Genomic DNA, 23,456 nt, shown 5'->3' on the forward strand with positions numbered 1-23,456 from the left:
CCCCATTCGGGGCCTGCCTTACCAATCGAGGCTCCGCGTGTGGCGTGTTTCATCGGCTTTGAAAAGGTTAACTGAAATAGCGCACGCATCCTGACGGATGCGTGCGCCGAATTCATAGGGGCGTCACTGTAGGGTTCGCGCAATCGAGTTGCGCGTGTTTGGCCTAGTGGAACGAGTCACCGCAGGCGCAACTTCCGCCGGCGTTGGGGTTGTCGATGGCGAAGCCCTGTTTCTCAATCGTGTCCGAGAAGTCAATCGACGCACCGTCGAGATACGGGACGCTCATCTCATCAATGATGAGCTCCACCCCATCGAAGTCGACGCTGGCGTCGTTCTCCAGCTCTCGCTCGTCGAAGTAGAGCTGGTAAATCAGCCCCGAACAGCCGCCTGGCTGTACCGCAACGCGAAGCCGAAGGTCACTGCGGCCCTCTTGGTTCAGTAGCGACTTAACCTTGCCAACAGCGGCCTCGGTCAGCTGCACATTGTGCGAATTTTCGGTGACGGTGATGCCATTCAGCGCGGTCGTCATGCTTCCTCCTGATCACAAACTCCAACGCCCTTTCGCGTCGTGTCATGCTCAACGTAGTGGATCTCGCAATTATTCCACGACTACTCGACATACTTGGCGAGGAATCGAGCTTCCGCTTCGATTGCGCGTCGCAGCACACCGAGATGTTGCGATTCATTCGGCGAGTGCGCGAGCGTAGCCGGGTCTTCCACGCCTGTGACGAGCACCTCAGCGCTTGGGAAACGCTCCATAAGTTCAGAAATCATTGGAATTGATCCGCCAATACCGGTGTGAGCGGTTTCCCTACCCCAGGCTTCACTCAACGCGGCGGTCATTTGCTGGACACCTTCGCCTTCGAGGTTCACGAGGAAGGGGTCGCCGTTGTCAAGCGAATCAATCTCAATTTCGGCGCCGAAGGGTGCGTGTTCGCGGAGGTGTTGCAGGAGCGCATCCGCATACTCGCTCGCGGTTTGGCCGGGTGCCACACGTGCCGAAATCCGTACTCGCACTTCGGGCAGCAGCGTATTGGATGCGTTCGCAACGTTGGGTGCGTCAATTCCGGTGACAGTGATGGCTGGCTGAAACCACGTGCGCGAATGCAGTGGGCCGCGACCGATGAACTGCCCACCGATGACACCCGCTTCGGTGAGCAGCTGCGATTCATCGACTTCGGGCACTCCGGCATCGTGACGGTGCAGTCCCGATACTGCCACGGCACCGTCTTCGTCCCACAGCGTATTGAGCAGTCGAATCGTTGCCAACATCGCGTCGGGGGCAAGGCCCCCGTACATCCCCGAATGCGAGGCATGTTGCAGAGTTCGCACAGTCAGGTTGAACGCGACGTTGCCGCGCAGCGCGACGGTAAGCGAGGGGGTATCGATGGCGGCATTGTCGCTATCGGCCACGATGATGTAGTCCGCGTCGAGTTCGCGGTGATGTTCCTCGAGGAACCGACTGAAGCTGCGTGAGCCATTCTCTTCTTCCCCATCGATCAGTATCGAGATACCAAGTCCGAAGGGCACCTGCCTTGCTTCGAGCACGTCTCGCAACGCTTCGAGCGCTCCGAGGTGCACGAGGATTCCGGCCTTATCGTCGCTTGCCCCGCGACCGTAGAGTCGATCGCCGATCACGGTGGGTTCGAAGATTGGGGTGCGCCACTTTTCGGAGTCGCCCGGTGGCTGTACATCGTGGTGGGCGTACAGCAACACGGTCGGATAGCCCTCGAGCGGTGGTCGATGCGCGATCACCGCTGGCTGACCGAGGCGACCCGACGCATCCTCGTATTGGTGCACATCCACCGTGTCGAACAGGCCCGTCTGCGTAAATAATTCCCGCACGGCTTCGGCACCGCGCTGCACGGGTTCGCGATCAAAGTCATCCCAACTCACCGATGGGATGCGTACGAGGTCGCTGAGTCGTGAGATGACATGCGGCATCCCAAGTTGGACACGATCACGTAGTTGGTCGCCGATCAGGGCGGGTTCAGAAGCACTCATGGCCACAGCCTACGACCGCACGAGATCCTGTGCGCCATCATCCGGACTGTAATAGGCGGCGGAATCGAATGCCGAGCTGAATTCCTCCTCAGTGGATTCATTCGAGTTCACGTCATCAGGCTCGGGTTGGTGCTCGGGCGTGCCCGCCGCTTCCCGAATATTTCGTAGTTCGGTCAGCACGGCACGAGCGACGGAATCCCACTCCCGAAACGCCAGCGCATTGATATTGGGGCGTGAGAAGGCGCCGCCATTTGGTCGGCTGGTTCCGGAGCCAACGCCGAATCGTCGTGGATGCACTCCCCCGCCCGCGCGGATGAGTCGCGCATCCGACTGCCTCACGTCAACGAAGCCCGTGGCGATCGGTCCGAGTTGCTGTTGCCGACCGGCACCGGATTCGATGAGGTCGCGCAGCACAGCCGAGTCGGTGTGTTCGATACTCGCTTCGGGCAACCACGCATCGATCAGTGCGCGCGTTCGCCGCTCGCCCGGAATCGACGCGCTCTTCGCTACAAATTCACCAGTCGAGTTATCGGTGTGTACGAGCAATCCCGCGCCGAGGAACTCGATAATTCCCGCTTCGGACAGCGCGTTGATCTGCTCAAGGCGGTTTGGCGGCGGTCCGGAGGCGATATAGCTAAAGAATTTGTACCAGCGGCGCTGGTACTCCCGTACGAACGAGGTGTCATCCCAATTCCGGTGCGTGGAAATCTCCGAGGCAGCGAGGAAGGCAAAGAGGATGCCGTTAAAGAGAGCCTGCATTTCGGAGTACCGAGAGTTCGTGCTGCGCTCGAGGTTGTGCGCAATATAGCACCGAGTCCACTGCTGTAGTTCCTCGGCAGTATCGAATTGCACGCCGGCAAGCGGTCGATCCAGGAGCGCCATGTCGAGCCGATCGAGCGGATCGGGCACCGCGCGTTCGACAAGGTCGGCATATTCCTCGCCATCGAGATCAAGCTCATCGAGTCCCGCTCGGAATTTATGCCAGGTCAGGGCTACGCGATCGGGCGAGCCGGTGAAGAGCTCGAGGTAGTACGCGTGCAGGATCTCGCGACGAATATGCGGATAGAGGTGGTCGCTGAAATCGAGGCCGGGGGTATTGTCGGCGATCTGCTTCGCGATTTCCGCGTTGAAGTACCGCGGCACGTAGGTGTCCCCACGTGGTGTGGACGAGACTTTGGAGCGATAGGGCACCCCTCGTCGGGAGCCAAGTAAGAGCCTCGGTTCGTGTCCCGAAGGGTGGTAGACGAGGCGGCCATCCTCACGCAAAAATTTGCCACCGCGGCCCTCACTAAGCAGCACCAGGAGGTCCACGGCAGCGAGTCCGAGTCCGCGCACAATGACCTCTTCGCCCGGTTCGAAGGCACCAAGATCCGCATCGGCGGTATAGGACGGGCCGAGGTATTTCGAGCCCTTGAACGCGGCGAAATCGGTGAAATAGCGTGCTTCCCCGGTCAACTCACTACCGAGATGCCCAAAGGAATAGATCACGAGGTCGGTCGTAAGCTGGTCGCCGCCGGCGAGGGTGACGATCTGTGCCCCGGTGTTGTCATCGGCGACACTCACGACCTCGTCGCGGTGCCACATCACTTTAGAACCCGGGCTGAGCCCATCCACGGCTTGCTCGAGGAACCACGTCATGTAGCGCTCGTGAAGTCGACGAGTCGGGAAGGATGCTGGCCCAAGTGTGTTGATTTCCTGCGCGAGTTCGGGATCAGCCCGGGGGTCAATATCAATGTCACGAATGCGGCCCTCGCGCACCTCAATCGCCCACTCGTCGAGCGTCGGCCCCGGAGATATCGGCCCCTCTATCGTGCAGGAGCTATCGGTAAACATCGTGATGTCACAGGCCATTGAGTTCAGCGTCAGCAGTCCCGATTGGGAGTCGCGCCAGATCCGACCGGCACCGGGAGGGTACGGGTCAATGAGGTGCAGGATCAGGGGACGGTCATCGATTTCCGCCTGATTTGCGATGAGGCGCTCGACGATCCCGGCGGTCCGAGGGCCGGCACCGACGAATGTGATGCAGCGTGAAGCGAGGTGCCCGTCATGGTCGACCAGCCGCGCCGCTCTCCGGGTGGAGCCACTCATACTTGCCCGCTCACTTGCGCCGGTTCAGTCTGCAGCGGCGCCGCCTTCGAATCGAGCAGCTCTCGAAGTCCCGCGCCCTCGGGGTACGCAGTGCGATAGGCCCCGCGCTCCTGCAGGATCGGAATCACTCGCTCTGCAAACTCCTGCAGGCCGTCGGGCACCAGATGACCGACGAGCGTGAAGCCGTCGGCCACGCCGGCATCCACGACTCGGATAATCTCGTCAGCGATCTGCTCGGGAGTACCGAGAATTTCAGCGCGACTGTACTCGCGGATCGCAATATCGCGAATCGAGAGATTCTCACGTGCGGCGAGTTCACGCCACTGTGCCGCACGCTCGTGACGGTCATCATAGGTATTGACCCAGCCCGCCGCCGCAAGACTATCGGTCGGGTCAAAGCTCGGTAGCGGTCCGTCCGGATCGTGGTCGGAGAGGTCGCGTCCCCACACCTGCTCAATAAATGAAATCGCGGTCTGTGGGCTCACCTGGGCGCGGCGGATTGCAAGGGATCGTTCGCGGGCCTCTTCTTCGGTATCGCCAATGACCATCGACATTGCCGGCAGCACCTTGAGGTCATCCGGGTTTCGCCCCTTCGATACCAGACGATTCGATACATCCGAGCGGAATTCTTTGCCCTGCTCAAAATTCGCGTAGTGGGAGAAGATGACATCCGAGTTATGAGCGGCGAAGTCGCGTCCCTGCGGTGACATCCCTGCCTGCACGAGGACGGGATTGTCGCCAGCGGCGTTCGGCACGGTGCCGCTCGTACGGATATCGAAATACTCATCGCGCACCTCGACCGCATTCTCGCTATCGCCGGGTGTCGTTGCCCAAATGCGGCGAACGGTGTCGACAAACGACTGCGCGCGCGGGTAGCGCTCGTCGAGTGGCACGAAGAACCCCTTACGGAAGTTGGCACCCGTGAATTCATTCGAGGTGGTGACCACATTCCAGCCAGCGCGGCCATTCGAGAGCACGTGCAGGCTCTGCAGTTGACGAGCGAGGTCTGCCGGCTCGTTAAATGTGGCCGAGAGCGTCCCGACCAGACCAATGTGTTCGGTTACCGCGGCAAGTGCCGCGAGAACGCCGACCGTGTTGGGCCTGCCCGCGACATCGAGTTCGTGGAGCTTGCCGTTTTGCTCGCGCAGGCGCAGGCCTTCCGCGAGGAAGATGTAGTCCATCAGGCCGCGTTCGGCGATTTCGGCGAAGCGCTTGAAGGAGTCGAAATCAATCTGGCTGCCCGACTCAGGAGCCGACCAGACGGTTTGCTGGTTTACGCCCGGGAAGTGAGCGGCAAAGTGGACTTGACGGTGGCTGGTCATGCGAGTGCCTCCTCGGCGGCGCGGAAGTCGGCAGTAAACGGAGCGCTGCCGGTGAAACGATTCTGAGCAATCGGAAGGCCAAGTCGCTCACGGAGTGTGGTGACATCGGGCCCGGCCGGAGCGATACCGGCGCGCTGCAGTTGTGGCAGCACCTCCTCGGCGAGGCTCTGGAGATCGGCACTCGTGCTCAAAGGACGAAGCCGTGCACCCTGAAGTCCCGCTTCATGCCAAGAGACCACCAGGTCAACGAGTTCCTCGGCCGTTCCGGCGAAAATCCCGGTATCGGTCTCCCATTCCGAACCCGATGCGTCATTGAGCGCCGCCAGTCGCGACTTGCCCTCGGCACCCACGGACACGGCAATATCGGGCCAAATCTGCAGCGGAGTCCCCTCACGATTAACCCGGCCGGATGCGGCCTCGGCACCGGCGCGGCGTTCGCCGAGGTCGGATTCGCTAAATGGCGTGATGAACACCACATCCGAGGTGGCCGCCGCAAAGTCATAGGGAATGGTTTGGTGTGCGAGCGCGAACACCGGGGGCTGGCCCTGCGGCGACCGCGGCGTAATCGAGGCACCGTGAACCGAGAGGGACCTCCCCTTGAACTCCGGATTGTGGATGCGATCCGCGTCAAGGAATCGACCGGTGGCGACATCTCGAATCTCTGCGTCGTCTTGCCAGGAGTCCCAGAGGAGTCGAACAATCTGTGCGAACTCCCAGCCCTCATCGAACGAGGTGCTGAGCAGGTCGCTTTGCCCCGAACTCACGAGCGCAATGATTTCTTCGAGCGTGCCGTAGCCCTCACGTCCGGCCGCGGCAAACTCTTCGGGCCTCAGGCCCACGCGCAACCGAAGTCCCGCGCGCCCAAGCGACGCAAAATCGAGGGTCTGTGTCGCGGTGGCGACATGGAACGGTTCCTGAAGTGAGGTGGTTCCTGCGGGGACCAGACCAATCTTGCCCGATTGAGGTGCGAGCCAGCTACTCAGTGTGAAGGAGTCAAGACGCGCGGAGTGGCCACCGTCTTCGGGAAGGCCAAGCGCATCCTCGAAGGTGATCAGGTCGAAACCTGCGGCCTCGGCCTGCTTCACGGTGCGCGACCAGAATGCACCGTCCGCGGGGCGTGAGTCGGGGTTCAATTTTTCAGCCGCAGGATGCCAACCGACGCCGTCCACGCCGAGTCCGATGGCAAATGGAGCGTGAGTCATCTGTTGTTCTCCTCAGTCTCTGTATGTAGGCGGCCACCCGGAATCGCGTCGACGAGGGCCTGGGTATAAGGATGTTGGGGGTTCGCAAACACCGCATCGGTGCTCCCTGTTTCAACGAGCTTCCCCTGCCTTAACACACCGACGCGGTGCGATATTTCACGCACAACTCCGAGGTCGTGGCTAATGAAGAGGTACGCAACACCGGTCTCCCGCTGCAGTCGCGCCAGCAACTCGAGCACCTGTGCCTGTACCGACACGTCCAGTGCGGACACGGCTTCGTCGAGGACGATGCATTCGGGCTTGGTGGCCAATGCCCGGGCGATCGCGACGCGCTGACGCTGCCCACCCGAAAGCTCCCCCGGTCGGCGACGCGCATAGTCGGTCGGCAATGCCACTGCTTCGAGCAGTTCCGCTACGCGGTCGCGCTGCTGTGTTTTGGTGCCGATCTTGAACGAGCGCAGCGGCTCGCGAATGATCTCGCCGATTCGCATGCGCGGATCGAGCGAGGCATAGGGGCTCTGGTGCACGAGCTGGAACCGTCGACGCATTTGCCGCAGCCGTTCGCCGCGGTAGTCAGTGACATCCTCGCCGGCAAATTCGATAGTGCCCTCGGTTGCCCGCTCGAGATGGAGCGCGACCCTCGCGGTCGTGGATTTGCCCGAACCCGATTCCCCCACAAGCCCGTAGGTTTCGCCACTTCGAATCTCGAAGGACACCTGATCCACCGCGGTGACTGTCTCACTGCTGCCGCGGATGTTGAATTCCTTACGCAAGTCGGTCACACGCAACAGTGGTGCCGCCTTCGCTTCCGGCTCTGGAGTGCGTTCAACCACCCGAGCGGATCCGAGCCCCGGAACTGCGGCCACGAGGCGGCGTGTGTACTCGTGCTTCGGGTTCGCGAGCACCTGCTTCGCGGAGCCAGACTCAACCACCCTGCCGTGCTGCATCACGATCACCCGATCAGCGCGATCGGCCGCTACACCCAGATCGTGGGTGATGAGGAGCACCGCGATGCCGCGTTCACTGCGTAGCTGCTCAAGTCGGTCGAGGATCTGCCGCTGCACGGTGACGTCCAGCGCCGAAGTCGGCTCATCGGCAACCAGCAGTCGCGGGTCTGCAGCAAGTGCTGAGGCGATGAGCGCACGCTGCCGCATCCCACCGGAGAACTCGGAGGGGAGCTGCCCCGCGCGTTCTTCCGCATCGGGGATACCTGCCTCGGTCAGCAGTGCGACGGCGCGGTCGTGTGCTTCCTGTTTCTTAGCCAGGTTGTGGATGCGAATGGTCTCGGCGACCTGCTCGCCCACCGGCAGGAGCGGGTCAAGCGACAGGGTCGGATCCTGCGGGACGAGGGCGATCTCGGCGCCTCGAATGCTTCGCCAGCCGCGTCGACCCAGTTTCGTGAGCTCTCGACCGTCGAATTGCATCCGGTCGGCGTGCACTCGACCGTTCTCTGCAAGGAGGTGCAGGATGGCTCGAGCGAAGGTGGACTTACCGGAACCCGATTCGCCCACAATTGCGACGATCTCCCCCGGGAACATCTTGAGATCGATACCGCGAACCGCAGCGACCTCCTCGCCGCGGACCACGTAGTTGACGTGGAGTCCCTGCACGTCCAGCAGTGCGTGCTCACTCATCGGCCACTCCCCCGTCGGCTCAGTCTGTTGGAAATGACACTCGCCGAAAGCACAACGGCCACGATGACAAGACCGGGGAACGTGGTGAGCCATCCCGCCGTCGCAATATAGTCACGTCCGAGCGAGACCTGTGAACCCCATTCCGGGACATCCGGTGGTGCCCCGAAACCGAGGTAGCTGAGGGCAGAAATCGCCAGCAGCGCGGTGCCAAATTCCAGCGCAGCCATGGCGAGCACCGGGGTAATTGAGTTCGGCAGGACGTGACGACCAATCACGCTGTACCAGCGCGCACCGCTCATTCGCGCGGCCTCGACGTAAACAGCTTCCGCGCCGCGCAACGTTGCCGAGCGCATCACGCGCGCGAAGGCGGCGGTGGAGGTAATTCCCACGGCGATCGCCAGATTCACAATGCCGAAGCCCAGCGACGCGACAATCGCGAGGGAGAGCAGAATGGCTGGAATCGCGAGCAGCACGTCGACGATGCGCATGAGCACCTCATCGACCCAGCCGCGCAGGTAGCCTGCGAGCAGGCCGATGAGGCTACCGATGACGAAGCCACCGAGGACGGCGAGCGCTGCGGCGGTGACCGAGGTGTAGGTGCCGTGCACCATCCTCGAGTAGACGTCTTGGCTCAGGTTGTCGGTGCCAAATGGATGCTCGAGCGAGGGCGGCAGCAGACGACCGTTTGGGATGGGCTCGGTTGGTCCGTACTTCGCAAAAACCTCCGGCCAGGTTGCCCAGGCCACCACGATGGCCAGGATTGCAATGGCGATACCGAGACCGAGATTGCGAAACACGGTCCGTACTTTGCCGCCGGGCTTGAACCGTTTTGCGGTTGGTGGGGTTTGTGGTCCCGCGGTGCTTTGCTCGGTTGGAGCGGGGACGACGATGTTTTCAGTCACAGATTCGCTCCTTCCTTAGGCGGTTGCTCGCTGCGAGCGGATCAGAATTCTTCGGTCAATCAGTGGGGTCAATAAGTCAACCAGGAGCGTGGTAATCACGAAGGCGACCGCAGCCAAGACGACTACGCCAAGCACCACCGGAATCTCCTGATTCGTGACTGCCTCGAGCAGAACTCGGCCGAGCCCGTCGCGCGAAAACACCGTTTCGGTGACCACGGTGCCGCCGAGCAGCCCGCCCACGAGCACTCCGGCAATGTTGAGTCCCGGCAGTGACGCGTTCCGAAACGCGTGTCGAAACACGAGGTAACTGCGCGAGGCACCCTTGGAGCGGGCTTGTTCAATGTATGCCGAATCCATTTCCGTGCGCAGGCTCGAGATCAGCACCTGCGCGAGGTAGGAACCGGTAAAGAGCCCGAGCGTCAGTGCTGGCAGCACCAGGGACGCAAAGTCATTTCGGTCGAAGGCGGGAAACCACCCCAGCCCGAACGAGAACACCTGGAGCAAGACGATACCGAGCCAAAAGGATGGAATCGCCACGGCAATTGGCGGCAGTCCCGCGAGAAATTGGCGCAGCCATTCCGTCCGCGGCAGCGTCGCAATGAGTGCGAACCCCACCCCGATCACTACGGTGAACACGAGTCCCAAACCCGCCAGTTGCAGGGTATTGGGCAGTGCCCGCACAATGATGTCGATGGCCGGTTCCCCGGTACCGATCGTGGTGCCAAAACTACCGCTCAGTGCCGCGAGCAGGGCTGAAAAATACTGTTCATACCAGGGTCGGTTGAAGCCGAGCTCTTCCCGTTTCTGCTCGATCACATCCGCCCCACCGACTCCGGATGCGCCGACCGCAGCAGCCACCGGGTCACCCGGGAGGAGGTAGAGAATGAAGTAGACGATCGTAAATGCAGCCCAGACTACGAAGAGTCCGAACCCCAGTCGTCGCAGGAGATACGCGGGCAAAGCGTTACTCCGTCCAGGCGCTCTGGAACTCCAAACGGCTCGAACCGTCGAAGGTAATTCCGTGCGTTGTCGGTGTGGTCACGATGGTGGTGGACAGTTGGAATACCGGCACAACCGCGGCGTCTTCGAGCAGCGCCTGCACAGTTGCGTCCACCTCAACCTGGCGTTCTGCCTCTTCAAGAATCGTTGCTTGCAGTTGCAGGTGTTCGTCGGCTTCCGGAGTGTCGCGGTTGCTCGCGTACAGTCCAGTTGGGCCGAGCGCCGAGCGGAGGACGTCGGCATCAGCGCGGGTGAGGTTCGACCACTGTCCGGTATTACCCTCGTCGTTGAGCGAGGCGAACATGTCAGCGACCGTGGTCTGCTCCAGTTGGATGTCGATGCCCACGGCACGCAGCTGCTGTTGCATGAGCTGCAGTTGGTCGGTGGTGGGCTGCCAGTACTTGATGGCAAAGCTCAGGGTCTCGCCATCACGCTCACGAATTCCGTCACTGCCCTCAATCCAGCCAGCATCCTCGAGTACCTGCTTGGCGTGCTCGGGGTCGTAGTTCATGAGCGCAGACTGATCGCTGTAGTTCGGGGTCGTGTCGGAGAGTATCGACGTCGCGGGGCGGTCAAACTCAGTCAATAGGTCGGCGATTGCCTGGCGGTCCAGCGCGTGGTTCATGGCTTCTCGCACCGCGGGGTCGCCCGCGACCGGGTGATCGTGGTTGGGCTGCCAGGCGTAGACCATACCGGGGTTGGCGCGGTTTTCCAGACCGAAGCCGGCGTCACCGAGCACCTGTTGGTCGAGAGGTGAGATATTGGCGGATGCTTGGATCTGGTCGGACTGCAGCGCACCGGTCAGCGTCGAGGACTCGGGAATCACGGTGAATTGGAGGGTGTCGAGGTAGGGAGCACCCTGGTTCTCGGCGTATTCGGGTGCCCACGCGTAGTCGGTGCGCGCAGCGAGTTCCGCCGAAGTGGATGGCGTGTAATTCGTGACCGTGAACGGTCCGGAACCAATGAAGTCACCCGCGCAGCGCTCTTCCTGGCTGAGGCCGGTCGATTCGGTGGAGATTAGTCCCAAGGCATGTGTTGAGGTTGCCTGCAAGAATTGGGCGGATGGCTCGGTGAACGTGATCGAGACGGTGGTGGGGTCGACCGCGGTGACGGCGTCAAGGCTCGCCAGGTACCCGGAACCAAGCGGGGCTACCGCACCGAGTTCGACGATGGCGTCGAGGTTTGCTTTGACCGCCTCCGCGTCAATGGGAGTGTCGTCCGAGAAAGTGATGTCCTCACGCAGTGTGAAGGTGAACTCGGTCGCGTCATCGCTCACGGTCCACTCGGATGCGAGCCAGGGCACAATCTCACCGGTCTCTGGGTCCTGAGCAGTCAGCGAGGCAACCGTTTGCTTGGCAATGTTGATGTTGTCGTTGCTTGAGACCTGCTGCGGGTCGATGCAGCCCATGTCGTCGGGAATTCCGAACGCGAGGGTGCCGCCCTGGATTGGTTCACCGGATTCCCCGGTCGATGCTCCGCCACCACCAGCGCAACCGGCCAGAAGCAGGGCGGCCACCGAGGTGGTCGCAAGTGTGCTGAGGATGCGCGTGCGTCTGGTCATCTGGGGCCTCCGATGCGCCGACGCTGGAGTCGACGTTAAAGCTGCAAATAAAAATGGGGACCTACGAAGGCTAGAAACCTCTGGGCTTCCTCGCTGAATTGTTACGTCACCCGTTGACGTACTGAGTCATATTTCGTAATGTTGCCCGAGTTTCGTCACAATTCTTGACTTTCTTGACACCAGCCGAGTCGCTGGCATTTATTTCACTTGGCAATCGCTATTAGCGCAACGGCCACGGCACGGCACGGTTCCCCTTAAGCTTGAGGGATACGCATTCAGCGCACACCCCGTATGAAGGACAACATGGCCAAGCAGAACCCTGCCAGTGAGGACAGCACCCCTACCGAGTCAAAGCCGACGCAGGGCAAAAAGGGACCGACTCCTCGCCGCAGCGAAGCACAGGCTTCCAATTTCCGACCCCTGGTACCGGAGGATCGGAAAGAAGCCAAGCGCCAGGCCCAGGAACGACTTCGTGCCAACCAAGCGGAGGCTCGCGCGGGTATGGCGCGTGGCGATGACCGCTATCTTCGCGAGAATGAACGGGGCCCGCAGAAGCGTTTCCTCCGCGACTACATCGATTCTCGGTTCACCCTGGGTGAATTGCTCGTGCCCATGATGTTCCTGGTCATTTTTGCAACGTTCTTCCCGTCAACCTCGGCTGCGTTCTGGGCTATGGGCTTTATTTGGCTCTACCTCGCGATCTGCATTCTTGAAGGGATCCTCTACGGCAGAATCGTTCGCAAGAAGATTGCGGATGTGCTCGGCGCCGACAAGCTCCAAAAGGGCTTCTATTTCCAGGCCGTTGGCCGCTCAATGCAGATGCGATTTCTCCGGATGCCGAAGCCGCAGGTCAAGCGCTTCACCAAGGTGGAGTTCACCGGTAAGTAGGTCGCTCGCGATCTGACCTGTCCCTAAGCCTTTGCCGCGGCTTTCGCGCGCTTGGCGTCCAGCTTCGTGGTGCCGTCGTAGTCGGGCGCCACCAGCCCCTGATTGATCCCGGCGACCCACAGCGGACCCTCGTAGAGGAACGCCGTATAACCCTGCACGAGCGTTGCACCCGCGTTGAGTCGATCCCGCACATCGTGCGCGTCGCTCACACCGCCGACCGAGATGACGCACATTTGCTCGGGCAGCGCATCCCGAACGATGCGCAGCACTTCCAGCGCACGTGGCCCAACCGGCTTCCCCGAAAGCCCACCGGCACCATATGCCTCGACCACGCGCTTACTGGTCGAAAGCGGCGAGCGCGCAATCGTCGTATTGGTGGCCACCACGCCCGCGAGGCCGACCTCGGCTGCCAGCGCACAAATGTGTCGAATCGCGTCTTCATCCAGGTCTGGTGCGATCTTGACCAGCAGCGGAGTATTGCCAGTCACGGACTTGGTCTCTCGCAGGATGGGCTCGAGGGAATTGAGTTCTTGCAGCCCGCGCAGGCCCGGAGTATTTGGGGATGACACGTTGATCACGAGGTAGTCGGCGTAGTTCAGAACCGACCTGGCCGCCTTCACGTAGTCATCCACGGCACGTTCGGCTGGGGTGTCCTTATTCTTGCCAATATTCACCCCGACGATGGCGTCGCGAGTGCGCCGCGTGGCGATTCGCTGTGCCGCGGGATCCGCTCCCCCGTTATTGAATCCCATCCGGTTAATGAGCCCCCGGTCTTTGGGTAAGCGGTACATGCGCGGCTTCGGATTACCCGGCTGGGCAAGTGGCGTCACCGTGCCAACTTCAACGTGACCGAACCCGAGTGCGGTGAGGCCATCAATCATTTCCGCGTTCTTGTCAAAGCCCGCGGCGAGTCCAAACGGTGAGGGAAACTCGAGCCCCATGGCCGTGACTGCGAGCGATGAGTCCGGCTTGCAGTAGCGATACGCGAGTCGCTGTAGTGGCGCGATCTTTCCCAGGGATCTGATCACCGAGGCCCCGACACCGTGAGCCTTCTCAGCATCCATTGGTCGGAAGACAGTGTTGAACACCGCTCCGTACACGCATCGAGCGAGGCGAGTAATCACAGGCAATTCCTTTGGTCAGTCGGTGGTTGATTCGAGGAAAGCCTCACCGTCGGCATCCTCATTGCTGTATTTTGCCGTGACGCCATCCGATTTGAGCCGCGTGATGGCGAGTTCGAAGTCCTCCGCGGACGCGAACCCCTGGTACACGCTTGCGAAGCGAAGATAGGCAACGTCGTCGAGTTCGCGAAGGAACGGCAGGATCGCAAGACCGATGTCATTTGCTTCCACCTGAGAAGTCCCGGATGCGCGAATTGTCTCCTCAACCTTTTGTGCCAGTTGCGCGAGATCCGCGTCCGTGACCGGTCGTCCCTGGCATGCCTTGCGCACACCGGAGACAATCTTGTCGCGGGAAAACGGCTCGGCCACCCCGGCGCGTTTAATGACGCTCAGGCTCGCGGTCTCGAGCGTGGAAAAGCGCTTGGAACAGTTGGGGCATTGACGTCGGCGACGAATCGCGAAGCCATCATCGGTGGTTCTTGAATCGACAACGCGAGAATCATCGTGTCGACAAAATGGACAGTGCATGCGCGCTCCTACTCGCCGGTTTCGGCAGCGAACCGCGCCTCGACGGCCTCACTGTGTGCCGGGAGGTCTTCATCCACCGCGATTGCGCGTAGCCGCGACCGCACCTCATCGAGGGCATTTCGGTCATAGCGAATGATCTGCTGTGCCCGCAAGAATGTGTAGGCGCCGAGACCCGAAGAGTGCACCGCCTGGCCGCCCGTCGGCAGCACGTGGTTTGAGCCAGCCATGTAATCACCGAGCGGCACCGGCGCGAAAGGGCCCATAAAGATTGCGCCCGCATTTGAAATCAGCTTGAGCGTCGCGTCATCGTCCGCGGTTTGAATCTGCAGGTGTTCCGGCCCGTAGGCGTTCGAGACCCGGGCTGCCTCGGCGATGCTGTCCACCAGCACAATTGCGGATTGCTGACCCCGCAGCGCAGTTTCGGCGCGTTCGGAGTGCTTCGTCGCCACGGTGCGGCGCGCCGCGGCCGCGCTCGCCCGTTCCGCAAGCTGCTGACTGTCAGTCACCAACACTGCGGAAGCGAGCTCATCGTGCTCGGCCTGACCGAGGAGGTCAGCACCGAGGAGTTCGGGGTCCGCGGTGTCGTCCGCGATGATCAGTACTTCCGTGGGGCCGGCTTCAGCGTCAATGCCAACCACGGAAGTCACCGCGCGTTTTGCGGCTGCAACCCAGACGTTTCCGGGACCGGTGATCACATCGACCGGTTCGAGTTCCAGCGTCGGCACACCGTAGGCGAGCGCACCAATCGCCCCCGCACCGCCCATTGCATACACCTCGTCGATGCCGAGCAGACCCGCCGCCCCCAAGATCGTGGGGTGTATCGCACCGTCGAAGTCGGCTTGTGGCGGGGAGGCAATCGCAATCGAACGCACGCCCGCGACCTGCGCGGGAACGACGTTCATGACCACGCTGGAGGGGTACACCGCTTTGCCACCGGGAACGTAGAGGCCCACACGCGCCACCGGTTCCCAACGCTGTTCGACAATTGCTCCGGAGGCAAGTTCCGTCCGAGATCCAGCGGGAACCTGCGCTTCGGAAGCGAGCCGCACTCGACGAATCATCTCTTCGAGCGCAGCGCGAACCTCCGAGTCGAGCCCCGCGACAGCTGCCGCAATGGCAGACTTCGTGGCCCGGATTGCTTCCGGACGCACCCGGTCAAATCGCTCCGCCTGTTCGAGCAACGCATCCTCACCATGGTCGCGAACCTGCTGGATGAGGTCGGTCGCTCCGTCGAGGGCTTCCGTGACGTCGAGTTCGGGTCGAGGGAGGGCTGTGCGCAGCTGGCTAGATGAAAGCTCACGGCCACGCAGATCAATCGTCTGCATCATGATCTGTTCATTCTAGTTCAGGGCGGTGCCCGACCTGGCCGCCACCCGCTTGGAGACTATTCAACACTCCCTGGTCCGAGCAGTGCTGCGAGCTCCGAGTACAGCACCGATCCACTCTCAACGCGGTGCGGCAACTCAAATTTTCGGATGGCCTGCTGCGTGAGCAGTCGCAGGCGCACCTCGGATTCCCCCGCGTTTCGCCGCAAGAGCTGATCTAGCTTGTCCACGAGCGCTTCGGTCGCGAGGGTATCCGGGATGGTCAGGGTTACGGGTCGATCCTCCCCCACCGACAGGCGTGGAATGGTAAGCCCTTGCGCGGTGATGTTGATGCCGTCATCCCGATGCTGCGCACGCCCCCGGACGACCGCGATCGTGTCACTCACCAGCTCAGACTGATATTCAAGATAGGTCTTGCCGAGGAACATCACGGTGATTTCACCGCCGAAGTCCTCAACCGAAACGAGCGCGTAGGGATTACCCGAGTTTCGTGCGATGCGGTGCTGCACCGTGGTGATGAGGCCCGCAATCTGAATCTGCTCACCATCTTTGACGTTCGTGTCACCAATGAGGTTCAGGATGGGCGTCGCGCTGAGTTTCGACAGCTCGACTTCGAGCCCCTTGAGTGGGTGATCAGACACGTAGAGACCCAGCATGTCGCGCTCGAATGCGAGCTTGTCTCGCCGGGTGAACTCCGGGCGTTCGGGAACGACAGAGTCCTCTTCCTCGAAGTCCATGAGTCCGGCGAAGAGATCCACCTGCCCGTGTGCTTCATTGCGCTTGCGCGAGACCGACGCATCAATCGCATCCTCGTGAATATCAACCAGGGCACGACGGGTATAGCCCATTGAATCGAAAGCGCCGGCCTTGATCAACGACTCGATGGTGCGCCGATTGAGGACGTTGAGGCTTACCCGCTTCAGGAAATCATGGAAGGAGGTGAAGTGGCCGTTCTCTTCGCGCTCCCGGACGATATCGGCAACAACCTGCGCCCCAACGTTTCGCACCGCGCCCATCCCGAAACGGATATCGCTACCCACAGCGCGGAATCGCAGCGTGGATTCGTTGACGTCGGGCTGCAGCACCGCAATTCCCATGTGTCGGCACTCGTTGAGGTATTCGGCGAGTTTGTCTCTCGAATCACCGACCGAGGTGAGCAGTGCAGCCATGTACTCCGGTGCGAAGTGGCACTTGAGGTAGCCGGTCCAATAGGACACGACCCCGTAGGACGCCGAGTGCGCCTTGTTGAATGCGTAGTCCGAGAAGGGCAACAGGATGTCCCACAGAGCCTTGACGGCTTCCTTCGAGAAGCCGTTGTCCGCCATTCCCTCGGAGAATGCACCGAACTGTTTGTCCAGCTCCGCTTTCTTCTTCTTACCCATGGCACGGCGCAACAAGTCGGCTTGACCAAGGGTGTACCCCGCGACCTTCTGGGCGATGGCCATCACCTGCTCCTGGTAGATGATGAGACCGTAGGACTCACCCAGGATGTCTTGCAGCGGCTCCTCGAGCTCGGGGTGGATCGGCGTGATTGGCTGCTGGCCGTTCTTTCGCATCGCGTAGTTGACGTGCGAGTTTGCGCCCATGGGGCCCGGTCGATACAGCGCGATCGTTGCCGAGACGTCTTCGAAGCTGTCGGGCTTCATCATTCGCAGGAGGCTGCGCAAGCCATCACCATCGAGCTGGAACACCCCGAGGGTGTCACCACGACTTAATAGTTTGTAGGTCTCGGCGTCATCAAGTTCAAGCCGCTCCAGGTCGATCGTCTCGCCACGGTTGGACTCAATATTGTCGAGCGCGTCGGAAAGGATCGTGAGGTTACGCAAGCCCAAGAAGTCCATCTTGATGAGTCCGAGCGACTCACAGGCTGGATAGTCAAACTGGGTGACGATCTGCCCATCCTGCTCGCGTTTCATGAGCGGAATCACGTCAATAATGGGCTCCGAGGACATGATCACGCCAGCGGCGTGCACACCCCACTGCCGTTTCAGGCCTTCAAGTCCCGACGCGGTCTCAAACACCTTTTGGAAGTCCGGGTTTGCGTCGATAATCGTCCGCATTTCGCCCGCTTCTTTATAGCGTTCGTGCTCGGGGTTATAGACGCCCGAGAGCGGGATGTCCTTTCCCATGACCGCGGCCGGCATCGCCTTAGTGAGTTGGTCACCGACGGAGAAGGGGAAGCCGAGGACGCGCGAAGCATCCTTCAGAGCCTGCTTTGATTTGATCGTGCCGTAGGTCACAATCTGTGCGACCCGCTCTTGGCCGTATTTCTCGGTGACGTATTTGACCACTTCAAGGCGGCGACGATCGTCAAAGTCAATATCGAAGTCGGGCATCGAGACGCGATCTGGGTTGAGGAAGCGCTCGAAGATGAGGCCGTGCTCGAGTGGGTCCAGGTCAGTAATGCGCAGCGCGTAGGCGATCATCGAGCCCGCACCGGAACCGCGTCCCGGTCCAACCCGGATCCCGTTCTCTTTCGCCCACTTGATGTAGTCGGCGACCACGAGGAAGTACCCCGGGAAGCCCATTTGGGTGATGATGCCGAGTTCGTACTGTGCGCGCTCGCGCACATTCTCAGGGATCACCTCGCCGTAGCGATAGTGCAGGCCCCGATCGATTTCTTTCGCAAACCAGGTGGCTTCCGTTTCACCTTCGGGCACCGGGAACACCGGCATGAAGTTGGCCGACTCGTCGAACTCTGCGGTGCAGCGCTCGGCGATCATCAGCGTGTTATCGAGCCCCTCTTGAAAGTCGGAAAACTCGTGGCGCATCTGTTCGGGCGACTTGAGGTAGTAGCCCTCACCGTCGAACTTGAAGCGATCCGGGTCGTTCAGCGTTGAACCCGACTGCACACACAGCAGCGCTTCCTGGTGCACAGCATCCTCTTTGTGCGTGTAGTGCAGGTCGTTCGTGATGAGGTGCGGGATATTGAGCTGCTGGCCAAGCTTCAATAGGTCATCGCGAACACGACGCTCGATGCTAATGCCGTGATCCATGATCTCGAGGAAGAAGTTGTCTTTCCCGAAGATGTCTTGGAATTCGCCCGCCGCTTTGGCCGCGAGGTCGTACTGTCCCAGTCGCAGCCGAGTCTGGATCTCCCCCGATGGGCACCCCGTCGTGGCGATTACTCCCTTCGCATACCGCTGCAGGAGCTCGCGGTCCATACGAGGCTTGAAATACTGACCTTCGATCGAGGCGTAGCTCGAAAGCCGGAAGAGGTTGTGCATCCCCTCGCTGGTTTCAGAGAGCATCGTCATGTGCGTGTAGGCACCACCGCCCGACACGTCATCACCACCGCCGTTGCCCCATTGCACGCGAGACTTATCGGTGCGGTGCGTGTCCGGAGTGAGGTAGGCCTCCGTGCCGATGATCGGCTTGATGTCGTATTTCTTGGCCGTGCGATAGAACTCGTAGGCCGAAAACATATTGCCGTGGTCGGTGGTCGCGATCGCGGGCATGCCCATTTCGGCGGCAGCTTTGATCAGTTCTTCGATCTTCGCCGCACCGTCGAGCATTGAGTACTCGGTGTGATTGTGCAGGTGTACGAATGAGTCGGTAGCGCCCAAGAAATTCCTCCAAGCCGAAGCGAAGTACCCATCCTAATGAGGAGGAGTGCTTAGACGCTGCCAGTACGCAGCATGTCGAGAGCCCGTTGGAGGTCGGGCGGATAGTGCGAGCTGAACTCAACCCACGCACCCGTATTTGGATGTGTGAATCCCAACCCCATGGCATGGAGCCACTGTCGGTCTAAGCCAAGCGCCGCAGCCAGCTTCGGGTCGGACCCGTAGAGGGGATCGCCCATACACGGATGGTGTTGCGCCGACATGTGCACCCGAATTTGATGGGTCCGCCCGGTCTCCAGGTGAATTTCCACCAGCGAACCGCGCCGAAACGCTTCGAGAGTTTCGTAATGCGTCACGGAGTGTTTGCCACCGTTGACGACCGCAAATTTCCAGCTTGATCCGGGGGCACGGCCAATAGGCGCATCGATCGTACCCTCCAACGGGTCGAGCAGGCCCTGCACTACCGCGTGGTACACCTTCTTCACCGTCCGGTCACGGAATGCCTGTTTCAGCACCGAATATGATCGCTCCATTTTTGCGACAACCATGAGCCCGGAGGTGCCCACGTCGAGCCGGTGCACGATCCCCTGCCGTTCGGGCTGGCCAGAGGTAGAAATTCGGAAACCTGCGGCGGCGAGGGCGCCAAGGACGGTCGGCCCGGTCCAGCCGACCGATGGATGCGCGGCCACTCCGACCGGTTTCATCACCACAACGAAGGCCGGCTCATCGTGCACAATCTCCAGTTCGGGGACGGCAATTGGTTCGATCGCGAGCGGACGCTCCGGTTCCCACTCGACCTCGAGCATTGCTCCGCCAACCAGCCGCTCTGATTTTCCAACGACGAGACCGTTGAGCCGAATATTTCCGTCTTCCGCAATCTGCGCGACCCGAGACCTGCTGAAACCGAGCAGTTTCGAGACCCCCGCATCCACTCTCGAACCGTCGAGGCCGTCCGGGACCGGCAGCATTTTCGACTCGGTCATACCGAATCATCCTTGTTCTCTACCGAGGTCGCGTCAGCAGCACCCGGTGCATCAGCGCTGTCGCCCTGATCTGCCGGTGCGGCAGGAGCAGAATCCGCCTCGGATGCGTCCTGCCCATCCGCCGACTCCGCGGCGGATGCCTCGGAGTCATCCTTCTTCCGACTGGGGCGAGTGCCGTCAAGCTGAATATCAAAAATGGTGAGCAGCACGAAACAGATCATGCCCCCGACAATCGCCATATCGGCAATGTTGTAGATCGCGGGGATGAGCCAGGGCGTCGAAATGTAGTCGATGACGTGACCCTGAAAGAAACTGGGCTCGCGGAAAAGACGATCGAAGAGGTTCCCGAGCGCGCCACCAATCACGAGTCCAAACACCGCTGCCCAGCGAGCAGAACGAATTCTGCGCGCGAGGATAGCTACGGCGACGATGACGCCGACCGCGACGAGTGAGAGAACCCAGGTTTGTCCGGATGCCATCGAAAACGCGGCACCGGGGTTGCGCACGAAGTACCACTGCAGCACGCCATCGATGACTTCGATGATCTCGCCTTCACGCATGTTGGTCACGACGAGTTGCTTGACGATTTGGTCGGCAGCAAAAATAACGACCGCGACCGCCGCGAGCAGGCCAACAGTTGGCGCGTGCAGCGGCGACCGCGGTCGCTTAGATTCAGTTGAGACGGTCACTCGTGATTAGCGAGTTCCCTCAGCACCATCAAACTCAGTGTTCGATACGTTGAGATCGTTGAGCTGACCCTCGATGTAGCTGCGCAGGTTGGTGCGGTAATCGCGTTCGAATACTCGGAGTTCTTCGATGCGCTCTTCCAGCTTGGCCTTGCTTGTCTCAAGCGAGGTGGTGATTTCGCGTTCCTTGGTTTCGGCGTCGCCGACAACCTTCTGCGCGTGCTGTTCCGCCTCGCTCACGATCTGCTGAGCGCGAGTCTCGGACTCTTCCTGAACACGGCGCGATTCGCTCTCGGCGTCGCTCACGAGCTTGCTTGCGCGTGCTTCCGCGTCACCAATGAGCTGGTCACGCTTGCGGGTACCTTCCGCTACGTGCTCGTCATGCAGACGACGAGCGAGCACGAGCAGTGAGGAGGAGCTTTCTGCCTCGTCGCCGCCAGCCAGATCCGCATCCTGCACCGGCGCTGCTGCCGCAACCGGCTCTGCGGCGGTTTCGGGCTGCTGCGCGAATGCCGCGGGCTCTGGAGTGGGTTCAGGCTCGACCGCTGCCGGAGCCGGTGCTGCCGCCGTACCAGCGTTAGCGCGGAGTTCATCGTTTTCTGCGCGAAGCTGTTCGTTCTCTGCAGTGAGTCGGCGAAGTTCTTCTACGACCTCATCGAGGAAGTCATCGACTTCATCCTGGTCATAGCCTTCCCGGAACTTAGTCTGTTGAAAGCGCTTGTTGACAACGTCTTCCGGAGTCAGTGCCATGGCGGCCCTTTCTTTGCGGCTTGCGGTCAGTGTTCAAACCCTATCGCGAGAATTCCGTGTAGGGCGTTGTAACAGGCGAGTTTCGCCAAGTACGTTTCAGTTACATTACGGCACAATTGCCACGTGCGTCACATTTGCCACTGTGATGTTACCTGCATCACGCGAGTGAGAAGAAGATCACCCGCACCACCATTGACAGAACCGTCAGGCTGATCAGCAGGACAATCCACGCTAAGTCGAGTGCGATCTGACCAATGCGAAGCGGTTTGATCCACCGTCGAATGAATTTAAGCGGTGGGTCAGTCACCGTATAAATAATCTCGGCAAGCACCAAGATCGGCCCCTTGGGGCGGAACGACGGCACGAGCACCATTGCCCAGTCCAAAATAAGCCGACCCCACATCACCAACGTATAGAGGTTGATGAGAAACAGTAGCGAGTGGCCGATGAGGATCAACGTGTGCGGTCTTTCTATACGGGTGACACCGAACGAGAATGTTCGTATCGGCTGGAACTATTCTTCCAGCCAGAGACTGATCTTACGCAATCAAAATCACGCCGAGAGCGTATCCAAAGATACGCTCTCGGCGTGAGCGCACACTCTCGTTTCGGTGCTATGCGAAGAAGGTGGGGTCTTCGTTCTGTGCGCCGGTGTCCTCACCGTGGACGTTCACGTGCTCGGGAGTGAGCAGGAAGACGCGATTCGTGACACGTTCAATCTTGCCGAGCAATCCCTGCGTGAGCCCGGATGCAAAGTCAATAATGCGTCGCGCGTCGGAGTCCGTCATTTGCGAGAGGTTCATGATCACCGGAACGCCATCACGGAAAGACTCCGCAATGAGCTGCGCGTCCTTGTCATAGGCCTTCGGGTGGACGGTCAGGATTTCGTTCATCGCTCCAACTGCGCTGGGAGTAGGGGTGGGCTTGGGCTGAGGGGTCGGCTTTGGCGTGACGTGCTCTGCCGCAGCTCGATTAATTGGCGTGACCGGTGCGGGACGTTCTTGCCGCGGCGCAGGTTCCACATTTTCGGTGGGGATGGCCTGTTGGCGCTCGCGAGTGTCCGGGACCGACTGGTTCTCGTCGTCATCTTCTGCGAGTCCGAGATAAACCATGGCGTTGCGAAGTGGATTACCCATTCTGCTGCCTCCTTGAGATACGTGTGCGGTGTCCCTTACGTTACGGCCGGTCGGGCCGTAATCCGGTGATTGCCGCGCCGATTCGGAGGTGTGTCGCTCCCTGTGAAATTGCTGAGCGGAAATCGTGACTCATCCCGGTCGAGATCCAGTCGGCACCGGGAACGACTGTTTGAATCCGTGTCGAGACTTCGCGCACCTCGGCAAACGCCGCATCCGGATCCGCGGAAATTGGCGCCACCGCCATAACCCCTCGTAGTCGAAGTGTTGGCGTCGCAGCAATCTGTTCGGCCAATCCCTCAGCATCCGCCAACGGCACGCCACCGCGAGAGGTGTCGCCGTCGAGAGAAAGTTGGATGGTCACATCGAGCGGCTCCTGTGAGTCACGCTCGAGGGTTGCGAGCGCCGCGACGAGTTCTTCGCGATCGATGGACTGGATGCAGTCCGCATAGCGACCCACCTGCCGTGCCTTATTTCGCTGGAGCTGACCAATAAAGTGCAGTCGCGCATCCTGATGGCGCTCGTGCAGGTGGTTTGCTTTATCTCGGGATTCCGGGTGTCGGTTTTCGCCGAAGTCACGCACGCCCAGGGCATAGAGCGAATCCAGCACCGCAACGGGGTGAAACTTCGTGACCGCAATGAGAGTAATTTCCTCAGGATTGCGACCGGCCGCATTCGCCGCAGCGGCGATTTCCTCTCGAGTCGAAGCCAGGCGCATCCCAAGCTCAGCATTGGGATACGCCTGGTCGGACTTGATCTCACTCAAG

At 60.7% G+C, this 23,456-nt stretch carries 20 protein-coding genes; 1 reads left to right on the plus strand and 19 read right to left on the minus strand.

The window, feature by feature from the left end; genetic code table 11:
• Positions 1 to 163 precede the first annotated feature (163 nt).
• From erpA to ACTHXA_RS07455, 9 genes are all read right to left on the minus strand, one after another.
• The gene (gene erpA / locus ACTHXA_RS07415) at positions 164 to 529 is read right to left on the minus strand and encodes an iron-sulfur cluster insertion protein ErpA (protein WP_441670918.1); all 366 of its coding nucleotides are present in this window, start codon (positions 527 to 529) and stop codon (positions 164 to 166) included.
• Positions 530 to 609: 80 nt separating this feature from the next.
• A complete protein-coding gene (locus ACTHXA_RS07420; RefSeq protein WP_441670920.1) occupies positions 610 to 2,004 on the minus strand; it encodes a dipeptidase in 1,395 nt (464 codons plus the stop codon).
• Between the two features lie 9 nt (positions 2,005 to 2,013).
• On the minus strand, positions 2,014 to 4,092 hold the full coding sequence (locus ACTHXA_RS07425; RefSeq protein WP_441670922.1) for an FAD/NAD(P)-binding protein: 2,079 nt from the start codon (positions 4,090 to 4,092) through the stop codon (positions 2,014 to 2,016).
• Positions 4,089 to 5,414 (minus strand): NtaA/DmoA family FMN-dependent monooxygenase, encoded by a 1,326-nt coding sequence (locus ACTHXA_RS07430; RefSeq protein ID WP_441670924.1) that lies wholly within the window; start codon positions 5,412 to 5,414, stop codon positions 4,089 to 4,091. Before ACTHXA_RS07430 ends, ACTHXA_RS07425 begins: the two co-directional genes overlap by 4 nt.
• Complete coding sequence (locus ACTHXA_RS07435; protein ID WP_441670926.1) at positions 5,411 to 6,616, minus strand: LLM class flavin-dependent oxidoreductase; 1,206 nt, start codon at positions 6,614 to 6,616, stop codon at positions 5,411 to 5,413. Before ACTHXA_RS07435 ends, ACTHXA_RS07430 begins: the two co-directional genes overlap by 4 nt.
• On the minus strand, positions 6,613 to 8,250 hold the full coding sequence (locus ACTHXA_RS07440) for a dipeptide ABC transporter ATP-binding protein (RefSeq protein WP_441670928.1): 1,638 nt from the start codon (positions 8,248 to 8,250) through the stop codon (positions 6,613 to 6,615). The genes ACTHXA_RS07435 and ACTHXA_RS07440 overlap by 4 nt, the downstream gene beginning before the upstream one ends.
• Positions 8,247 to 9,152 carry an ABC transporter permease gene (locus tag ACTHXA_RS07445; RefSeq protein ID WP_441670930.1) on the minus strand — a complete coding sequence of 302 codons (906 nt, stop codon included), beginning with the start codon at positions 9,150 to 9,152 and terminating at the stop codon, positions 8,247 to 8,249. Before ACTHXA_RS07445 ends, ACTHXA_RS07440 begins: the two co-directional genes overlap by 4 nt.
• A gap of 15 nt (positions 9,153 to 9,167) precedes the next feature.
• Entirely contained in the window at positions 9,168 to 10,112 is a 945-nt protein-coding gene (locus ACTHXA_RS07450; RefSeq protein ID WP_441670932.1) for an ABC transporter permease, read from the minus strand.
• A 4-nt stretch (positions 10,113 to 10,116) separates the two neighbouring features.
• A complete protein-coding gene (locus ACTHXA_RS07455; RefSeq protein ID WP_441670934.1) occupies positions 10,117 to 11,712 on the minus strand; it encodes an ABC transporter substrate-binding protein in 1,596 nt (531 codons plus the stop codon).
• A 303-nt stretch (positions 11,713 to 12,015) separates the two neighbouring features.
• Between ACTHXA_RS07455 and ACTHXA_RS07460 the strand changes: the two genes are divergently transcribed.
• Positions 12,016 to 12,600 carry a DUF3043 domain-containing protein gene (locus tag ACTHXA_RS07460; RefSeq protein ID WP_441670936.1) on the plus strand — a complete coding sequence of 195 codons (585 nt, stop codon included), beginning with the start codon at positions 12,016 to 12,018 and terminating at the stop codon, positions 12,598 to 12,600.
• A 23-nt stretch (positions 12,601 to 12,623) separates the two neighbouring features.
• Here the strand turns inward: ACTHXA_RS07460 and ACTHXA_RS07465 are convergent, their stop codons facing one another.
• The 10 genes from ACTHXA_RS07465 to ACTHXA_RS07510 form a co-directional block, all read right to left on the minus strand.
• Positions 12,624 to 13,700 (minus strand): quinone-dependent dihydroorotate dehydrogenase, encoded by a 1,077-nt coding sequence (locus ACTHXA_RS07465; RefSeq protein WP_441671139.1) that lies wholly within the window; start codon positions 13,698 to 13,700, stop codon positions 12,624 to 12,626.
• A 39-nt stretch (positions 13,701 to 13,739) separates the two neighbouring features.
• Positions 13,740 to 14,249: a transcriptional regulator NrdR gene (gene nrdR / locus ACTHXA_RS07470; protein ID WP_441670938.1), complete on the minus strand. Its 510-nt coding sequence runs from the start codon at positions 14,247 to 14,249 to the stop codon at positions 13,740 to 13,742.
• A gap of 8 nt (positions 14,250 to 14,257) precedes the next feature.
• Positions 14,258 to 15,574, minus strand: a complete 1,317-nt coding sequence (gene hisD, locus ACTHXA_RS07475) for a histidinol dehydrogenase (RefSeq protein WP_441671141.1) — start codon at positions 15,572 to 15,574, stop codon at positions 14,258 to 14,260.
• 59 nt (positions 15,575 to 15,633) lie between these two features.
• On the minus strand, positions 15,634 to 19,140 hold the full coding sequence (gene dnaE / locus ACTHXA_RS07480; protein WP_441670940.1) for a DNA polymerase III subunit alpha: 3,507 nt from the start codon (positions 19,138 to 19,140) through the stop codon (positions 15,634 to 15,636).
• Positions 19,141 to 19,190: 50 nt separating this feature from the next.
• Entirely contained in the window at positions 19,191 to 20,120 is a 930-nt protein-coding gene (locus ACTHXA_RS07485; RefSeq protein ID WP_441670942.1) for an RluA family pseudouridine synthase, read from the minus strand.
• Positions 20,117 to 20,809 carry a signal peptidase II gene (gene lspA / locus ACTHXA_RS07490; protein ID WP_441670944.1) on the minus strand — a complete coding sequence of 231 codons (693 nt, stop codon included), beginning with the start codon at positions 20,807 to 20,809 and terminating at the stop codon, positions 20,117 to 20,119. Before lspA ends, ACTHXA_RS07485 begins: the two co-directional genes overlap by 4 nt.
• 6 nt (positions 20,810 to 20,815) lie before the next feature.
• On the minus strand, positions 20,816 to 21,556 hold the full coding sequence (locus ACTHXA_RS07495; RefSeq protein WP_441670946.1) for a DivIVA domain-containing protein: 741 nt from the start codon (positions 21,554 to 21,556) through the stop codon (positions 20,816 to 20,818).
• Between the two features lie 157 nt (positions 21,557 to 21,713).
• Positions 21,714 to 22,013 carry a YggT family protein gene (locus ACTHXA_RS07500; RefSeq protein WP_441670948.1) on the minus strand — a complete coding sequence of 100 codons (300 nt, stop codon included), beginning with the start codon at positions 22,011 to 22,013 and terminating at the stop codon, positions 21,714 to 21,716.
• A gap of 157 nt (positions 22,014 to 22,170) precedes the next feature.
• Positions 22,171 to 22,692 (minus strand): cell division protein SepF, encoded by a 522-nt coding sequence (locus tag ACTHXA_RS07505; protein ID WP_441670950.1) that lies wholly within the window; start codon positions 22,690 to 22,692, stop codon positions 22,171 to 22,173.
• Between the two features lie 40 nt (positions 22,693 to 22,732).
• Positions 22,733 to 23,455 carry a YggS family pyridoxal phosphate-dependent enzyme gene (locus ACTHXA_RS07510; protein ID WP_441670952.1) on the minus strand — a complete coding sequence of 241 codons (723 nt, stop codon included), beginning with the start codon at positions 23,453 to 23,455 and terminating at the stop codon, positions 22,733 to 22,735.
• Between the last annotated feature and the right edge of the window lies 1 nt (position 23,456).

It is taken from the genome of Gulosibacter sp., from assembly GCF_052090685.1.
Lineage (GTDB): Bacteria > Actinomycetota > Actinomycetes > Actinomycetales > Microbacteriaceae > Gulosibacter.

Coding starts and splice junctions, on each gene's coding strand:
- hisD (WP_441671141.1), bottom strand. CDS start 15,574: ATGCAGACGATTGATCTGCGTGGCCGTGAGCTTTCATCTAGCCAGCTG.
- ACTHXA_RS07505 (WP_441670950.1), bottom strand. CDS start 22,692: ATGGGTAATCCACTTCGCAACGCCATGGTTTATCTCGGACTCGCAGAA.
- erpA (WP_441670918.1), bottom strand. CDS start 529: ATGACGACCGCGCTGAATGGCATCACCGTCACCGAAAATTCGCACAAT.
- ACTHXA_RS07485 (WP_441670942.1), bottom strand. CDS start 20,120: ATGACCGAGTCGAAAATGCTGCCGGTCCCGGACGGCCTCGACGGTTCG.
- ACTHXA_RS07495 (WP_441670946.1), bottom strand. CDS start 21,556: ATGGCACTGACTCCGGAAGACGTTGTCAACAAGCGCTTTCAACAGACT.
- ACTHXA_RS07440 (WP_441670928.1), bottom strand. CDS start 8,250: ATGAGTGAGCACGCACTGCTGGACGTGCAGGGACTCCACGTCAACTAC.
- ACTHXA_RS07430 (WP_441670924.1), bottom strand. CDS start 5,414: ATGACCAGCCACCGTCAAGTCCACTTTGCCGCTCACTTCCCGGGCGTA.
- nrdR (WP_441670938.1), bottom strand. CDS start 14,249: ATGCACTGTCCATTTTGTCGACACGATGATTCTCGCGTTGTCGATTCA.
- ACTHXA_RS07435 (WP_441670926.1), bottom strand. CDS start 6,616: ATGACTCACGCTCCATTTGCCATCGGACTCGGCGTGGACGGCGTCGGT.
- ACTHXA_RS07460 (WP_441670936.1), top strand. CDS start 12,016: ATGGCCAAGCAGAACCCTGCCAGTGAGGACAGCACCCCTACCGAGTCA.
- ACTHXA_RS07420 (WP_441670920.1), bottom strand. CDS start 2,004: ATGAGTGCTTCTGAACCCGCCCTGATCGGCGACCAACTACGTGATCGT.
- ACTHXA_RS07425 (WP_441670922.1), bottom strand. CDS start 4,092: ATGAGTGGCTCCACCCGGAGAGCGGCGCGGCTGGTCGACCATGACGGG.
- ACTHXA_RS07455 (WP_441670934.1), bottom strand. CDS start 11,712: ATGACCAGACGCACGCGCATCCTCAGCACACTTGCGACCACCTCGGTG.